The sequence below is a fragment of the Paenibacillus xylanilyticus genome (genome assembly GCF_013359935.1).
In the GTDB taxonomy this organism is placed as follows: domain Bacteria; phylum Bacillota; class Bacilli; order Paenibacillales; family Paenibacillaceae; genus Paenibacillus; species Paenibacillus xylanilyticus.
Genome location: NZ_JABMCB010000206.1, coordinates 313,233 through 329,167, shown reverse-complemented (window position 1 = coordinate 329,167; position 15,935 = coordinate 313,233). Strand labels below are relative to the sequence as shown.

Annotated in this window: 17 protein-coding genes; 5 read left to right on the top strand and 12 right to left on the bottom strand. The window is 44.6% G+C overall.

Annotated elements, in window-relative coordinates:
- Positions 1-5 precede the first annotated feature (5 nt).
- Positions 6-752: a molybdenum cofactor biosynthesis protein gene (locus tag HP552_RS35510; RefSeq protein WP_175399615.1), complete on the top strand. Its 747-nt coding sequence runs from the start codon at positions 6-8 to the stop codon at positions 750-752.
- 123 nt (positions 753-875) lie between these two features.
- Positions 876-1,925: an HD-GYP domain-containing protein gene (locus tag HP552_RS33370; RefSeq protein WP_175399614.1), complete on the top strand. Its 1,050-nt coding sequence runs from the start codon at positions 876-878 to the stop codon at positions 1,923-1,925.
- A 137-nt stretch (positions 1,926-2,062) separates the two neighbouring features.
- Here HP552_RS33370 and HP552_RS33365 read toward each other — a convergent pair whose 3' ends face one another.
- The 9 genes from HP552_RS33365 to HP552_RS33325 all read right to left on the bottom strand — a co-directional run bounded on the left by HP552_RS33365 (position 2,063) and on the right by HP552_RS33325 (position 9,941).
- Entirely contained in the window at positions 2,063-2,203 is a 141-nt protein-coding gene (locus HP552_RS33365) for a hypothetical protein (RefSeq protein WP_175399613.1), read from the bottom strand.
- Positions 2,204-2,348: 145 nt separating this feature from the next.
- Positions 2,349-3,068 (bottom strand): M23 family metallopeptidase, encoded by a 720-nt coding sequence (locus HP552_RS33360; protein ID WP_175399612.1) that lies wholly within the window; start codon positions 3,066-3,068, stop codon positions 2,349-2,351.
- A 165-nt stretch (positions 3,069-3,233) separates the two neighbouring features.
- Positions 3,234-4,631 (bottom strand): Fe-S cluster assembly protein SufB, encoded by a 1,398-nt coding sequence (gene sufB, locus HP552_RS33355; RefSeq protein ID WP_175399611.1) that lies wholly within the window; start codon positions 4,629-4,631, stop codon positions 3,234-3,236.
- Positions 4,632-4,651: 20 nt separating this feature from the next.
- Complete coding sequence (gene sufU / locus HP552_RS33350) at positions 4,652-5,083, bottom strand: Fe-S cluster assembly sulfur transfer protein SufU (RefSeq protein ID WP_024629096.1); 432 nt, start codon at positions 5,081-5,083, stop codon at positions 4,652-4,654.
- Positions 5,073-6,293, bottom strand: coding sequence for a cysteine desulfurase (locus HP552_RS33345; protein WP_175399610.1), 1,221 nt, complete (start codon positions 6,291-6,293; stop codon positions 5,073-5,075). Before HP552_RS33345 ends, sufU begins: the two co-directional genes overlap by 11 nt.
- Positions 6,290-7,594: a Fe-S cluster assembly protein SufD gene (gene sufD, locus HP552_RS33340; RefSeq protein WP_175399609.1), complete on the bottom strand. Its 1,305-nt coding sequence runs from the start codon at positions 7,592-7,594 to the stop codon at positions 6,290-6,292. The genes HP552_RS33345 and sufD overlap by 4 nt, the downstream gene beginning before the upstream one ends.
- A 24-nt stretch (positions 7,595-7,618) precedes the next feature.
- Entirely contained in the window at positions 7,619-8,401 is a 783-nt protein-coding gene (sufC, locus tag HP552_RS33335; RefSeq protein WP_095359039.1) for a Fe-S cluster assembly ATPase SufC, read from the bottom strand.
- Positions 8,402-8,769: 368 nt separating this feature from the next.
- Entirely contained in the window at positions 8,770-9,345 is a 576-nt protein-coding gene (locus tag HP552_RS33330) for a DUF1802 family protein (RefSeq protein ID WP_175399608.1), read from the bottom strand.
- A gap of 134 nt (positions 9,346-9,479) precedes the next feature.
- Positions 9,480-9,941 (bottom strand): Dps family protein, encoded by a 462-nt coding sequence (locus HP552_RS33325; RefSeq protein WP_175399607.1) that lies wholly within the window; start codon positions 9,939-9,941, stop codon positions 9,480-9,482.
- Positions 9,942-10,237: 296 nt separating this feature from the next.
- Here HP552_RS33325 and mtnK point away from each other — a divergent pair, with 296 nt between their 5' ends.
- On the top strand, positions 10,238-11,455 hold the full coding sequence (gene mtnK, locus HP552_RS33320; protein ID WP_175399606.1) for an S-methyl-5-thioribose kinase: 1,218 nt from the start codon (positions 10,238-10,240) through the stop codon (positions 11,453-11,455).
- Between the two features lie 21 nt (positions 11,456-11,476).
- On the top strand, positions 11,477-12,550 hold the full coding sequence (gene mtnA / locus HP552_RS33315; protein ID WP_175399605.1) for an S-methyl-5-thioribose-1-phosphate isomerase: 1,074 nt from the start codon (positions 11,477-11,479) through the stop codon (positions 12,548-12,550).
- 151 nt (positions 12,551-12,701) lie between these two features.
- Here the strand turns inward: mtnA and HP552_RS33310 are convergent, their stop codons facing one another.
- The 3 genes from HP552_RS33310 to HP552_RS33300 form a co-directional block, all read right to left on the bottom strand.
- Positions 12,702-13,004, bottom strand: coding sequence for a YunC family protein (locus HP552_RS33310; RefSeq protein WP_175399604.1), 303 nt, complete (start codon positions 13,002-13,004; stop codon positions 12,702-12,704).
- A gap of 436 nt (positions 13,005-13,440) precedes the next feature.
- Positions 13,441-13,752 (bottom strand): hypothetical protein, encoded by a 312-nt coding sequence (locus HP552_RS33305; protein WP_175399603.1) that lies wholly within the window; start codon positions 13,750-13,752, stop codon positions 13,441-13,443.
- Positions 13,753-13,901: 149 nt separating this feature from the next.
- Positions 13,902-14,552 (bottom strand): hypothetical protein, encoded by a 651-nt coding sequence (locus tag HP552_RS33300; protein WP_175399602.1) that lies wholly within the window; start codon positions 14,550-14,552, stop codon positions 13,902-13,904.
- Positions 14,553-14,875: 323 nt separating this feature from the next.
- Between HP552_RS33300 and HP552_RS33295 the strand changes: the two genes are divergently transcribed.
- On the top strand, positions 14,876-15,130 hold the full coding sequence (locus tag HP552_RS33295) for a hypothetical protein (protein ID WP_175399601.1): 255 nt from the start codon (positions 14,876-14,878) through the stop codon (positions 15,128-15,130).
- Positions 15,131-15,935 lie beyond the last annotated feature (805 nt).

Sequence of the window (15,935 nt, the reverse complement as noted above, 5' to 3'; positions counted from 1 at the left end):
TACGTATGAAACTAACCATTCAACTATTTGCAGGTATTGCTGAACGTCTGGGCACTTCCCTGCTTGAATACGAATACTCGGAGAGCACCCTGACAGCAGCTCATCTGAAAGAAAGCCTTGCCCTTGCCTATCCGGAAGCCGCTTCACAAATTCGAACTTCCTTTCTGGCAGTTAACCAGCAGTACGCTCCTGCCGATACAATCATTGAGACCGGGGATGAACTGGCATTAATTCCTCCAGTTTCAGGAGGAGATGGCACCGGAGACTCAGATACCGAGCATAGGTCTTCGCCCTCCGAGCATCGTACCCAGGACGGTTTGTATATGATCACCAAGTCCCCCCTTTCGGTGGAAGCTACAACTGCTCTGGTCATCACGGCGAACCACGGAGCAGCCCTGACTTTTGTGGGAACAACTCGTGAAATGACCGGTGAGCAGCGAACGGTCCATCTGGAATATGAGGCTTACGTACCTATGGCTCTTTCTCAAATGGCTGCCATCGGAAGTGAAATCTCCGAGCGCTGGCCAGGGGTAAGATGTGCAATCAGTCACCGGATTGGTCAGGTTGACGTGGCAGAGATCAGTGTCGTTATCGCCGTTTCTTCGCCTCATCGCAGCGATTGTTATGATGCCAGCCGCTACGCCATAGAGAGACTTAAACAAACCGTCCCGATCTGGAAAAAAGAAATATGGGAAGATGGTTCCGAGTGGAAGGGACATCAACTGGGACCCTGGAACCCCATGGAAAATTAATAATTAGTCATTCCACCTCTTGCAAGGCTAATTAAATTAGTAAATAAGTCGTTGTCAACCCATTTTTTTCTTGTTATTATAATCCTATGTGTCGATATAAGTCGAGGAAAAGGTGGTTTATACGTGAGAGTGCATGTTACTGATCTTAAACCTGGGGATCTGTTAAAAAACGATGTATACAACAGTTCAGGTCTCCACATGCTGATGAAAGGTTCCTTACTCAGCGAAGACGATATTACCAAATTGCTGCAACATGGAATCGATTACGCAGATGTAGAACATACAACATCCGACCTACACTCTGATACGCAAACCTTACCTTCCGATCAAACCCGTCTGTTAGCTACCCTGTTTGACGATACGATCAAAGGTACCGAATCCCTGTTTCAGCAAGCCATAGAGAAAGGGTTTATTGACGAAGCTCAGGTCGATGAGATTTTGATTAACCTAACCACACAATTGGAGAAGCAAAAAGATGTCGTTTCCCTCCTGCTGATGCTAGACGGTGACAATGATTATACCTATAACCATTCATTGCAAGTGGGGATGCTTGCGTTTTATATCGCTGGCTGGATGGGCTACAACCCCGATGAATGTCTGACAGTGGCCAAAGCGGGTTATTTGCATGATATCGGCAAGTCCAAGATTGCTCCTGAAATGCTACATAAACCGGGGAAATTAACGCCGGAAGAATTCGAAGAAATGAAGAAACATACGTTATACGGATACGAAATTGTCAAACAGTCTACCCAGGATGAAATTCTTGCAACGGTGGCCCTTCAGCATCATGAGCGGGAAGACGGCAGTGGCTATCCCCACGGACTGAAAGGGAACGATATCCATCCTTATGCCCGTATTACGGCCGTAGCTGACGTTTACAGCGCCATGACGACCAATCGGGTATATCAGACCAAGCAGGAGCTAATCTCCGTCCTATGCGAGTTGTACAGCCTTAGCTTCGGTCAACTCAATGCGGAAGCTACGCAGGAACTCATCAAACATATGCTGCCCAATTTTATAGGCAAAAGGGTGCTGCTCACATCAGGGGAAACCGGCATTATCGTCATGAATAACCCTGCAGACTATTTCCGCCCACTCGTTCAGACATCTTCAGCCTTTATCGATTTAGCAAAAGAAAGAGATATCGCCATCGTTGAAATTTATGTTCAATAACTACTTTTTTTCTGAAAGCAGCATCTAAACCAGAAATATAATTATGAGCACTTCATACGAACTTATGACTGCTAGACGAAAAAAAAGGGAAGCCGGACTCGGCTTCCCTTTTTGCTCATTCAGGCTTGCTGCCCGGATTAAACGCAGAACGCTTTCGTGATGATAACCAACAGAATGAACAGCACCAAGATCGCACCAGTGCTTGTAAACATGTTGTATCCACCTACGCCGCCTACGCCGCCTACGTTGCCACCACAGCCATATCCAACTTCGCTCATGTGATTGCCTCCTCTTCATAAGGTATACCCTAACATATGATCTTGCAGGAGGTACGAACCGGGCGAAATGGCAATATTCATTAAATGGACTTCAGCCTGCATCTAGCTCGCGATGATTTTTCATGAATCGCTCATGATTCATGCTTTACTTTTCCGAATCAGACGGGACTTTGATTCCTTTCTCCTTGCGATACATAATAACCAGCAACCGCCAAAAGTCGTAACTGCCTGTATCCGTCGTTATAAAAGAACGATAGTAGTTATACGCTTCAACTGCCCAAGGCGGACAAGGCATATTGGAAAGTTGTTTCTGCTGCGCGATCCAGGACGCTTGGGCTTGCAGTGCCTTTTCCATCGCTTCAAAAGCTTTCTTCTCCTCACTTGTCATCGGCGGGGCCTCCTGCTCTTCAGATATAGAGCCGAATTCCGATTGCAAATAGGCTTCCGGCTCAACCACTCCATCCACACTGGCCGTGTACCCATAAGAAGGCGTACTCGCTTTACGAATCTCATAATGGACATGTGGGCCTGTGCTATGACCAGTACTGCCTTGATTACCCAGAAGCTGACCTCGTTTGACCCGTTGTCCCTCGCTTACCGCAATCCGTGAAAGATGGCTATAACAATGGAGATACCCACGATGGTCCTGTATAGCTACCGTAAGCCCATAACCGCCGAATCCAGAGCCTGTTGCTCCTTCAGCAGCAAATTGTACGGTCCCTTCCATGAATGCATACACAGGGCCATTCCAAGGCTCTGTTACGAGGTCAATCCCCCGATGAAATGTCTGTCCACCATGGATCGGATGGATGCGATAGCCAAACGAACTTGTGATACGATATCCTGCAAAAGGATTGAAGCTCATAGATTCACCATCCTTTTCTATCAATAGATGCAGCAATCTATGAAATCGCTTGTGCTGTTGAACCTATTTTATACTAAAAAACGCACCTGTAATCCATTTTAAGGTAGATCAGATTCAAATAAAAAAGGATCAGGGACAAAACCCCTGATCCTTTTCATGCAGCTATTAACCAATACTGCCTTCCATTTCGAACTTGATCAATCTGTTCATTTCTACCGCATATTCCATTGGCAATTCCTTGGTGAATGGTTCAATGAAGCCCATGATGATCATTTGTGTTGCTTCAGCTTCGGTCAGACCACGGCTCATCAGATAGAAGAGTTGATCCTCGGACACTTTGGATACCGTTGCTTCATGCTCCAGCATAATGTTATCGTTCATGATTTCATTATAAGGAATCGTATCGGATGTGGACTCATTATCCAGAATGAGTGTATCACATTTGATATTGGACTTGGCACCTTCCGCTTGACGTCCAAAGGAAGCCAGACCACGGTAGGTTACTTTACCACCATGTTTACTGATGGACTTGGATACAATGGTTGAAGTTGTATCTGGAGCCAAGTGAATCATTTTCGCACCTGCATCCTGATGCTGATTTTTACCAGCTACAGCGATGGAAAGTACGGAACCTTTTGCTCCACGGCCTTTCAGTACAACTGCCGGATATTTCATCGTCAGTTTGGAACCGATGTTACCATCGACCCATTCCATCGTTGCATTTTCTTCAGCAACTGCACGTTTAGTTACAAGGTTGTAGATGTTTGGTGCCCAGTTTTGAATCGTTGTGTAACGAACACGGGCATTTTTCTTACAGATGATCTCAACTACCGCACTGTGCAGTGAGTTCGTACTGTAGATTGGAGCTGTACAACCTTCAACATAGTGAACGAAGCTGTCTTCGTCTGCAATGATGAGTGTACGCTCGAATTGTCCCATATTTTCGGAGTTAATCCGGAAATAAGCTTGCAGAGGCACTTCACATTTAACACCCTTAGGCACGTAGATGAAGCTTCCTCCGGACCACACAGCACTGTTGAGTGCTGCAAATTTGTTATCCGCTGGTGGAATAACTGTAGCGAAATATTCACGCAGGATTTCCGGGTGCTCTCTAAGAGCCGTATCGGTATCCATGAAGATCACGCCTTGATCTTCAAGTTCCTTTTGCATGTTGTGGTATACAACCTCGGATTCATACTGAGCTGATACACCTGCGAGGAATTTTTGCTCTGCCTCCGGAATACCCAGTTTATCGAAGGTTTCCTTGATTTCGGAAGGAACCTCTTCCCATGTTTTCCCTTGCTTCTCAGAAGGACGAACATAGTACTGAATGTCGTTGAAATCCAGACCGTCGAGATCTCCGCCCCATTTTGGCATTGGCATTTTCTCAAATTGTTTCAAGGATTTCAAACGGAATTCGAGCATCCACTCCGGTTCGTTCTTAATCCGGGAAATTTCGGTAACAACTTCTGCAGTCAGACCTTTACCGGTTTGAAAGATGGATTTGTGCTCGTCGCGAAAACCATATTTATACTCTTCCATTTCTGGTGCTTTTTTAGCCATCTTGCTCTACCTCCCTATCGTTATTGTACATTGTCCTCTTCGTCAATTCCTTTGCGTAAAGCATTCCAGGCCAGAGTGGCACATTTGATGCGTGCAGGGAACTTGTTCACACCGGATAGGGCTTCGAGATCTTCATAATCGTCGAAATCGACTTCTTCCCCTTTCATCAGTGAGGAAAAACGGTTAGCCATGTCGAGTGCCTGATCCATTGTTTTGCCTTTGACTGCCTCCGTCATCATCGATGCCGAAGACATGCTGATGGAGCAGCCTTCTCCCGTATACTTGGCTTCCTGAACGATTCCGTCTTTCAGTAAAAGCTGCAATGAAATCCGGTCGCCGCACGTTGGATTGTTCAAATTCACCGTGACAGCGTCATTATCAAACGTTCCGCGATTACGCGGGTTTTTGTAGTGGTCCATTATGACACGCCGGTACAGATCATCAAGTTGCATCGCCAAAATACTCCTTTGTCTGGATTAAGGCGCTGACAAGCCGGTCCACATCTTGTTCATTATTATATAGATAGAAGCTGGCACGAGCCGTTGAGCTGACTTGCAGCCAGCGCATTAGCGGCTGACAGCAGTGGTGTCCGGCACGAATGGCTACGCCACTCGCATCCAAAACCGTTGCCACATCATGTGGATGCACATCCCCGAGGTTGAAGGTAACTACTCCAACATGACGCTTCGCTGGACCATAGATCGTCAGCCCGTCTATCTCTGCCATACGTTCTGTTGCGTAAGCTGCCAGTACACTTTCATGATGGGCAATCTCATCCATGCCAATCTGCTCCAGAAAATCGATCGCTGCACCCAAACCAACCGCACCCGCGATGATTGGGGTTCCGCCTTCGAATTTCCACGGAAGCTCTTTCCAATTGGACTCGTAGAGACCGACATCATCAATCATTTCACCGCCGAACTCAACCGGTTCCATGGACTCCAGCAGCGCCTTTTTGCCGTAAAGTGCACCGATCCCGGTTGGTCCGCACATTTTGTGGCCAGACAATGCGTAGAAATCACAGTCCAAGTCCTGTACGTCCACCTTCATGTGCGGTGTGCTCTGAGCGCCGTCAACAACAATGACAGCACCATTGCGGTGTGCAATTTCAGCAATTTGTTTCACAGGATGAACGACACCCATTACATTGGATACATAAGCGATTGCTACAATTTTTGTCTTGTTCGTAATCGTCTTTTCCACATCCGCCAAATCAATATTTCCATCTGGCTGAAGCGGAATGTATTTCAATGTCGCACCTGTTTCCTTGGCTACCTGCTGCCATGGAATCAGGTTGCTGTGATGCTCCATCGGTGTGATAACGATCTCGTCGCCTTCCTTGCATACTGCCCGACCGTAGGACGAAGCCACCAAATTGAGCGCTGTGGTCGTCCCGCGGGTGAAAATAATCTCCTGTGTACGACGGGCATTAATAAACTTGGCAACCTTCTCACGTGCACCTTCATACGCATCTGTGGCCCGGCTTCCAAGTGTATGCACACCACGATGCACATTGGAGTTCTCAAATTCATAATAATGTTTAATCGCTTCGATAACAGCCAGCGGCTTCTGGGAAGTCGCAGCGTTATCTAAATATACGAGCGGGTGTCCATTGATTTCCTGGTGGAGGATCGGGAACTGCTCGCGAATCGATGGGTTCATTGTCCCAGTTTCCGTTCAATGAGAGACTGCAATTGGCTACGCAGTGCTTCCAGAGGAATATCCGCCACCACCGGAGCCAGGAAGCCGTAGATAATCAGACGTTCCGCATCCGTACGGTTAATCCCGCGCGACATCAAGTAATGGATTTGCTCTGCATTGACTTGACCTACAGAAGCCGCGTGACCTGCTGTAACATCGTCCTCATCAATCAGAAGGATTGGGTTTGCATCTCCGCGTGCTTTCGGGCTCAGCATCAGTACTTTCTCTGTTTGCTGTCCATCCGCTTTGGTTGCACCTTTTTCGATCTTGGTAATTCCGTTGATGATGGCAGAAGCTTCTTCACGCATAACGGCGCGAGTAATCATCTGACTTGGCGTGTTTTTGCCAAAGTGACGAGCTTCGGTTGTGTAGTTGATTTTTTGGGATCCTGAACCAACTGCGATTACTTTCGAATCCGAGCTGGAACCATTTCCTTTCAACACGGACATGGTGTTGCTAGCTGTATCGCCATTGTTCATTTCCCCAACGATCCACTCGATTGTTCCATCGTTCTCAACCACTGCACGGCGGAAGGAAACGTCAGTAACATTCGTAGACAGCTGGTGAACAGATGCAAAACGTACTTTTGCACCGGCTTTAACAAACACTTCCACGACACCGTTGTGGAAAACAGGGGCGGACAATTCACCGGAAACATAGTTATCCACGTAGGTCACAGAGCTGTTTGCCTCAGCTACAACAAGCACATGAGGTGCAAATGTTGCAGATGCATCATCTGTGAGCAGCACAGCTTGAAGCGGAACTTCAATTTCAACATTTTTCGGAACATACAGGAATACCCCGCCATTCCAAAGAGCTGCATGCAGAGCCGCAAGTGAATGCTCATCTGCCTTCACAGCTGTGTTCAGGTAAGGTTTTACCAGATCACCATGCTCGCGAACCGCTGTAGCCAGATCCGTGAAGATAACTCCTTTTGCTGCCAGATCTGCAGATAGCTTGGAGTAAACTGTGCCGGAATTGCGCTGGATAACCAGACTGCCTTCTGCTTGGTCCTGAACGAGATCTTTGATCGAAGCTGGTACTTCTTCCAACGAGGAAATAGCTTCGCTTGCTTTGTATGTGCCATATTCGCTGATATTCCAGCGTTCAATTTTTTGTTTTTCCAGTTTCGGAAGCGCAAGACCACTTGCAAGCTTAAGGGCTTCAAGCCGCTGCTCGGTCAACCAGCCGGGTTCATTGTTACTTTCCGACAAGGCGCGAAGCGCTTCAGATTCAACCGGAAGAATTGTTTGTGTAGTCATTGATTATCCTCCTCCGTTTTGTCTTTACGCTTCTTGGCCTACAGTTTCGTCTGTAATTCCCAGTTCTTCCTTAACCCAGTCATATCCTTCTGCTTCCAGACGGTGAGCCAGTTCAGGTCCGCCGGATTTCACGATACGACCTTGCATCATCACGTGTACATAGTCAGGTGTGATGTAGTTCAACAGGCGTTGGTAGTGAGTGATGATGAGGAATCCACGCTCTTCGCTCTTCATTGCGTTCACACCGTTAGCCACGATTTTCAAAGCATCGATATCCAGACCGGAGTCAATCTCATCGAGTACTACGATTTTTGGATCAAGCAGCATCATTTGTAGAATTTCGTTACGTTTTTTCTCACCACCGGAGAAACCTTCGTTCAGGTAACGATGAGCAAACTCAGGGTTCATGTCGAGTTCTTTCATTTTGCCTTCCATTTGACGGATGAACTTGATCAAAGAAATCTCATTTCCTTCGCCGCGACGTGCATTGATTGCACTGCGCAGGAAGTCGGAGTTCGTTACGCCCGCGATCTCGCTTGGGTATTGCATAGCCAGGAATAGACCTGCCCGCGCCCGCTCGTCAACTGCCATATCCAGTACATCTTCACCATCAAGCGTAACTGTACCGTCAGTTACTTCATATTTAGGGTGACCCATCAGAGCGGATGCCAATGTGGATTTACCTGTTCCGTTTGGACCCATGATTGCGTGGATTTCTCCACCTTTCATTTCCAGGTTGATGCCTTTCAGGATTTCTTTACCTTCGATCGTCGCTTTCAGACCTTCAATGACGAAATTCGTAGCCATGTGTATTGTTTCCCTCCATTGATTAAATTGATGTTTGCTGTCGAAAACGAAAAAGCGCCTATTAAATATCTGAACAGGGCTTCCCCTGAATTTCTACAAGTGCCGCAATTCTCAAAGCAATAATCACTTTAGAATAATTCTAAACTGATTCTCATTGATTATCAAGTCATTTCCGAGAACAGTTGTCCCATCCTGGAAATATGATTCTACCTGATTCTATAATAAAAGCGGGTTTGAATCAAATAAGAAACAGTCATTCCTTCCAACTCACAGTGAGAAAAATCACTGTGATTCATTATTTCATCCGATATTAACCCTTGGCAAAAAAGGGCTTATCCATATTTTGGACAAGCCCTTCATTATTTCATTCATATTTTGAGCATATCGTTAATCTTCTGTACCTGTTCGTCAAAATCCGCAACATCCACTGCCGGCGTCATTTCGCGCGGCACCGGACCATTCGGAATGGAAATCCATGAACGGCACCCATTATATTCAGGCAGTACCGGTATTTCCATCGGTTCATTCAAACGGTACACACGGAGTATCAATACATGTAATGGATCTTTCCGTTTCCATTTCAAGCGATCCTCGGCAAAATCCGATGTCCACATATGAAAGTCCTGAAGTCGGTCCAGCATCTCCTGATCTCTGATCTCCAAATCCTGCGTCACTTCGGCATACGCAGTGATACGGATTGTCGAAGCTTCAGGCACCCATTCGGCCAATGATTCTTCAACATAGGAATGATCCGAGGACTTAATCAGTTCTTTACGCTGATGTTCATAAGTCGGATACAGATAAAATGCTGGACTTTTCAGCTCAAAATGTCTGGTTTCCTCCACAATCCCGCCTTTACGCATCACCAGGATCTGGCGACCGTTTTCCAGCGCCTTAATTGCGGAAGCCCACTCTTTTAATGCCGGTGTCGTTGTGCCTAACATGGCGTATCTCCTCCCGAAATGAGTCTTGTCAGCAGTATAGACGCTTTGTTTGTTCCTGACAACTTAGATCGAGATCCGGGAAACACCCTGATAGTGAGACAAAGACCTTACATAAACAGCACTATAAGTTTGGCTTAGCCCAGAAAAGAGCGCAGCATCCACATATGTTTCTCCAGATCCGCTTTGAACCCGGTGAGCATGTCTGATGTCGGTTGGTCCTCGGCAGCTTCTGCCACTTCAATACCTTCCTGATACTCATTGGACAATGTAGCAAAATCCTCAATAAGGTTTTGCACCATGGTATTCGCATCTTCGCCACCGGCCGCTTCCTGAATGGAGGATAGCTCCAGATATTCTTTCATTGTTGCTGCAGGGCTGCCTTTCAGCGTAAGAATGCGCTCTGCGATTTCATCCATTTGTACGGTGATTTCATTATAGAACTCTTCAAATTTTACATGCAGTGTGAAAAAGTTTGGTCCTTTTACATACCAGTGATAGTTATGGACTTTGACATACAGGACGTTCAGGTTTGCCACCTGACGATTAAGTACTTGTTCTACGGATTTCGCTTGATCTGTTTTGTTTTTTGTAGCCATCTGAATCCCATCCTTTATTATAAAATTAGTCTATTATGTATGGTGGACAGTGTAACTTGCCCTGCATAATAGAGATTTAACAATATGGCACCGCTATAGGGCGGCGAGCCTTTCGGCAGCAATCTGTGAACCGTCCGGCCTATTCGTTTTTACCCTTGCACATGAAGTTCGAAACAAGACAGGCTGCTTTCATCTCAAAAAAAGGGTACAAAAAACGGGTTAATTCCGATATACTGACTTATACCAAGCAAAGAAGTAGGTTTTCCTGTTTCTTCATATATATGGAGGTGGCATCCTTGTCCCAATATCACCCTTTAACACCCCAGGAAGCAATCGAACTGGCCAAAACATTACCGGGTCCATTTACGGCAGATGCGAATCTGGAATGTCGTGAAATCGGCGATGGCAATCTGAATTTGGTTTTTCATATTACCGATCAGAACTCCGATAAAAGTATCATTATCAAACAGGCGCTTCCTTATGCGAAAGTGGTTGGGGAATCTTGGCCACTATCTCTCGTACGTGCCCGAATTGAACGTGAAATTCTTCAGGAAGAGTACCGCCTCTGCCCGGGAATGGTGCCAGAAGTGTATCACTATGACGATGATCTCGCATTGACGGTGATGGAAGATCTCAGTGATCATGTAATCATGCGCAAAGGCCTTATTGAAGGTGTCACCTACCCTCTCTTTGCACAGCATATCGGGGAGTTCATGGCAAGAACGCTATTTTTCACATCCGATCTTGGCATGAACCAACAATTAAAAAAAGAAAAACAAGGTCGATTCGTTAATCCGGATCAGTGTAAAATAACGGAAGATCTGATCTTTGATGAGCCTTATCGGATCGCTGAAAAAAATAATTATGATGCATCGATTGAGGATGAAGCTGAAGCGCTTCGAACAGATGGAGCACTCCATCTTGAGGTAGCTTTGCTGCGAGAAAAATTTCTGACTCATGGACAAGCCTTGCTTCATGGAGACCTGCATACTGGAAGTATCTTTGTCACACCAGAATCCACAAAGGTTATTGATCCCGAGTTTGCCTTTTATGGCCCTATGGGATTTGACGTGGGTGCCGTACTCGCCAACCTGTTTTTGAACTACGCTTCTTTGCCAGGATGGATTCAGAATGAAACTGCCCTCCATAAGCGTGAGACACTTTTGCTGGACATGGTTCGTGATGTATGGAATGAATTTGAAACTCGCTTCCGCGCATTATGGGTTTCTGATCTCGTTGATCCGATGGCTAAAGCGCCAGGTTATGAAGACCTCTATGTACAACAATTATTCAGAGATTCGATCGGCTTTGCGGGCACCAAAATGGTCCGTCGTATTGTGGGCCTAGCCCATGTTGCCGATATTGATACCATACCGGATGCTGCTGAACGTGAACATGCTCAGCGGAAAGCGCTCGCTATCGGTAAAACACTAATTAAAAACAATCGCCGCTTGAATACCATCGGTGAAGTGCTGGACCTTGTGTCGACAGCCATCTCCTCAATCAAAGTTTAACTTAGGAACGGAGGAACATCCATGATAAACCCTGAACATCAGCCTCTGTCCTCTCTGATCTGGAAACAGGACAAGCTCGAAATGCTTGACCAGCGTCTGCTGCCGGAAACCATACTAATGCTGAAACTTTACACTCCCGAAGAAGTGTGGGAGGCTATCCATTCCATGAAAGTTCGCGGTGCTCCAGCCATTGGAATCGCTGCTGCGTTCGGTGTGGTTTTGGGTGCAAAAGCATATGATGGACTCTTTGTGCAAGGCTGGCTGGATCATGTGAAATCCATCTGTGCCCATCTGGCCACTTCACGCCCCACAGCGGTGAACCTGTTTTGGGCACTGGATCGCATGATGCAAAAAGCAAGTGACCTGGCCGAAGCTGGCACAGGCATTGAAGATAGCAACGCAGCCCTGGAAGCCGAAGCCCTCCTGATTCAAAAAGAGGATGAAGAAGTTTGCCGTATGATCGGAGAGCATGCCCTTCCACTCTTCGAAGATGGTATGGGCGTGTTAACGCACTGCAACGCTGGTGGACTTGCTACAGCCAAATACGGCACGGCAACCGCTCCAATGTATCTCGCCCAGGAACGCGGCATTAACCTTAAGGTATTCGCGGACGAAACTCGCCCTGTACTTCAAGGCGCACGGCTTACCGCATTCGAACTGCAGCAAGCGGGTATCGATGTTACGCTTCTGTGCGACAATATGGCAGGCATGGTGATGTCCAAAGGGTGGATCCAGGCCGTTATCGTTGGTACAGACCGCGTTGCAGCAAACGGTGATGTAGCAAACAAAATCGGAACGTACAGCGTAGCGGTACTGGCCAAAGCGCACAATATTCCGTTCTATGTAGCCAGCCCCTTGTCCACCATTGACTTGTCCACGCCTTCCGGCGATCTCATTCCGATTGAGGAACGTTCTGCGGAGGAAGTGACCGAAGGATTTGGCAAACGAACAGCACCACAGGGTGTGAAAGTGTATAATCCGGCATTTGATGTGACGCCTAATGAATATGTAACAGCCATCATCACGGAGAAAGGCGTTGTTCGAGCTCCGTTCAAGGAAAATCTTGCTGCCTTGTTTGCCAAGGAAGAAGCTTAGTTTTATCGCTTCACGTGTATGATTAGCATACTCAAGAAGGGCTCCAGAGGGAGCCCTTCTTATTTTTGTAACTTGAGTTTGTTGTTGAGAAATGAGAATGACGTCCGACTCTACATCCAAATGTCTTCCTACCATCGGAATTTGTCCACAATCAGATCATCTTCAGCAAGGCTTCTACACCTGTCATGCCAACAGTAATGCCCATGGCTTCGGCTTCTGTTGTTACAGACTCCATAGGTGCATGCAGCAATTGTTCCAACGTGCGCACCCCTACTGCCCGAGCCGCAATGATCTTGCGTTCCCCAAGCTTTTCGTTAAGTAATCCGACATCAAGTGCTCCACACATGATATATCCTTTGGATGTGTTTATCGTCAGTAACGTGGTTTTGGGCAGCTTCACTTCCACCCCGACCAACACATGCTCTCCAACTACAATCGGTTCCATGCTCACCATAATCTCACAGTCCACCTCCTATTCCCGCAGGTCAGGATAATTGTATGCCCTATTCCGAGTCTCGGTGTGGACGCCTGCGGAAACCGAATCAAATCCCTTAAAGGGTCATTGTGAGTTTATTATTAAGAGATTCCATCTATGGCCCTGCTATAGGAACTAAAAAAATAAGAAGTTAACAGAAGTCTTAATTAAGGAATAGTAAGAAATTTAGCAACATTAATTTTCTCACACTAAGAGAATTTCTAATAAAAAAGGAGCTGCTAAGCTGCAGTCTCCTTTTTGTATATAAAAGTAATATTTCATCTAATGTTATTACTTCATATCCATCAATTAACTCCAACATTTACCTTGACACATTTATATATATAAAAACAAGAAAAAACCACCCAACTTATCGAGTGGTCGTCATTGCAAAATGTAAACTGTGCAACTTCATTTATGGGCACGTTCCAGTTTCCTCAAGCTTGACAATTGTTCCTCCTGTTACCCCTTCGGAAGAATATCCAGCTTCTTCACGTAATTTCTTTGCTTCAACCTCTGACACATCAACTGAAACAATCTTGTGAGGAATTTCGCATCCATTCACCAAAAGTTGACTTTGAGTGGATCGAACAACTTCATGAACAGCATTCTCATTCGCACCAGACGGATAGACGTAGATCTTCGTCTCAGAATCGTGAAATAACAGGCTAGCTAGCACGACACCTCCCGTAATTATACAGGCGAAACCGATTAAGCGAATTTTCACAAAAACACCTCCTTCTGGATGCTATATACATATTATAACATACAGTTGTTCTTCTAAGAAGATTGATTTACCGACTTTACTAAAATAAAGAATCCCTGGTTCCCGAAGATCTCTCCTCAGACCAAGGATTCTACAGATAAAACGATACCTTACATAGATCTGCTTTCAAAATAAATTGATTCTAATCTAGTCGCTTTGTAAGGAGAAATATAATCGTCAAAGAATTGATCATCTTCCCAAAGCTCGCCTGTTTTTTCTTCGTATCTCGGATACCCTTTCAGTACTTGGCAACCTGAAACAGTCTTAGATCCGGTTGAAGTAACAGTTTTCGTATCGCCGACTGCAAAGCTAGCCCCAATTGTTGCGGTAATGATTTTCAGCATACTTGCTGAGAAAGATACATTCCCCGTAATAGTTGTAGTTTTGGAGAATGATGCGCTTGTTGTCAGCGTCATATTGCATCCACTGGCTCCTGGCAAGTAAGGATCATTATAGTCAACACGATAAGAAGTCTTAGGGTTTTTTACAAAATATTCATTACCCCCAATTTCTGAAGGAGTAACTGTGTTGTCTTCAGGAGCTGATGAATTCTCCGGATATACAATAAACCCACCTGTTACACTTTCATCATTTGGAAAACCAGCTTCAGCACGCAAGCGTTGCGCTTCTTCCTTACTTACCTTTATAATAGTTGGTCCATCACTATCAGACCTATTGAGCGGAGCAGCAGACGCTAGGGCAGGAACTGTAAGTAATAACAAGGAAGCTAGCAATACTAATATTGACTTTTTGAATTTCATACATTCACTCTCCTAAAATGGTATATATTACAATATAAGCATATCATAGGATTGGATGAATTTCTACAAAATAAACAATTTTTACAAAAATAATCCTATATTTCTCATTATCAAACTTTTATTTTACAAATTAAAGCAAAAAAAATGAAATCTAGTAGCACACGAAAAATCCAATGATGATTAACAAACTATCTGCAAACTACTGTAAAGGTTAGTTTCATGGGAATAAAAAAACAGCCATTGAAGGCTGCTTAATTAACTGTTTCTACCGCGGATCTTCCACGCCTAATGACAACCCCGTAACAATAAAAGACACAATGAATATGAGTACATATAGCCAAATCACCGTTATCCTTGATCTACCATTCATGAACGCTAAACTGGGATGGATGATACCAAATAACATTAAGGGTACGGAACTTACCAAGATAGTAATAGGTATCGCTGCAAATCGGTTAAATGGTTCTGGTGCAAATACAAAACAAATGAAAAAGAAAACTGAAATTGTTGCTATTGTCATGTACTTAAAAGTCTGCAATTATTTAATTCTCTTTTTAGCCTTTGGTTCTTTATTGTAATCACTTATGTACTTATCTTGAATGAACCTCTTCTGTGCTAGAGTTGGCAAGCTCTATCCCCCTTCGCTTTTTGTATAAAGAGTGTAACCTCATTGTGCATATTTGAGAACACAAGAAAGAGCCTTTAAAGGCTCCTAAAACTTTTCTCTTTTTAATATTACTTTATTATCTGTAGTCATAGATACATAGTTTTGACTTTTACTTGTTGTTGTTTTCTCTAGAACATAGGAAGCTAATGTTAAACCAAAGGCTACAATAGTTGCGTAGTTTGACAGTAATACTAAATCTAGTACTTTATCAAGTGTCCTTGTATATATCAAATAAATCAGACGTACACATGTAGGAACCATTATTGTAATCATAAAAATAATTAAGCCTTTATAAAACTTTGTAGTTACCTTTTTCCATGCAGAAAAAATGAGTATCATGAGTGAGATGATTAATGAAAATATTGATATTACTGCTGAAATAAACGTCGGGACATCAATTTTAGCAAATAATACGACGAGCCCATAAAAGACAAAAACCCATGCAACCATTAGCAAACAACCAAGATAAATACGCTTCAAGTAGAATCTTTCCTTTTTTTAGTATGTATTTTTATAGTATACAACATATTTCCGATTGCATTCATATTAATTTTTAACTGCAATTAAAATAAGATTTTATAAAGCTTCTTTAAGACAAATATAAGCCTTATGCCATAGGACTTCTCAAATAAAGCTGTCTATATAATAAAAAACATCCAGCAAGATTAGCCGGATGTCATGAAATTATTGGAATAGTTTTGGTTCGGCAACTAGAA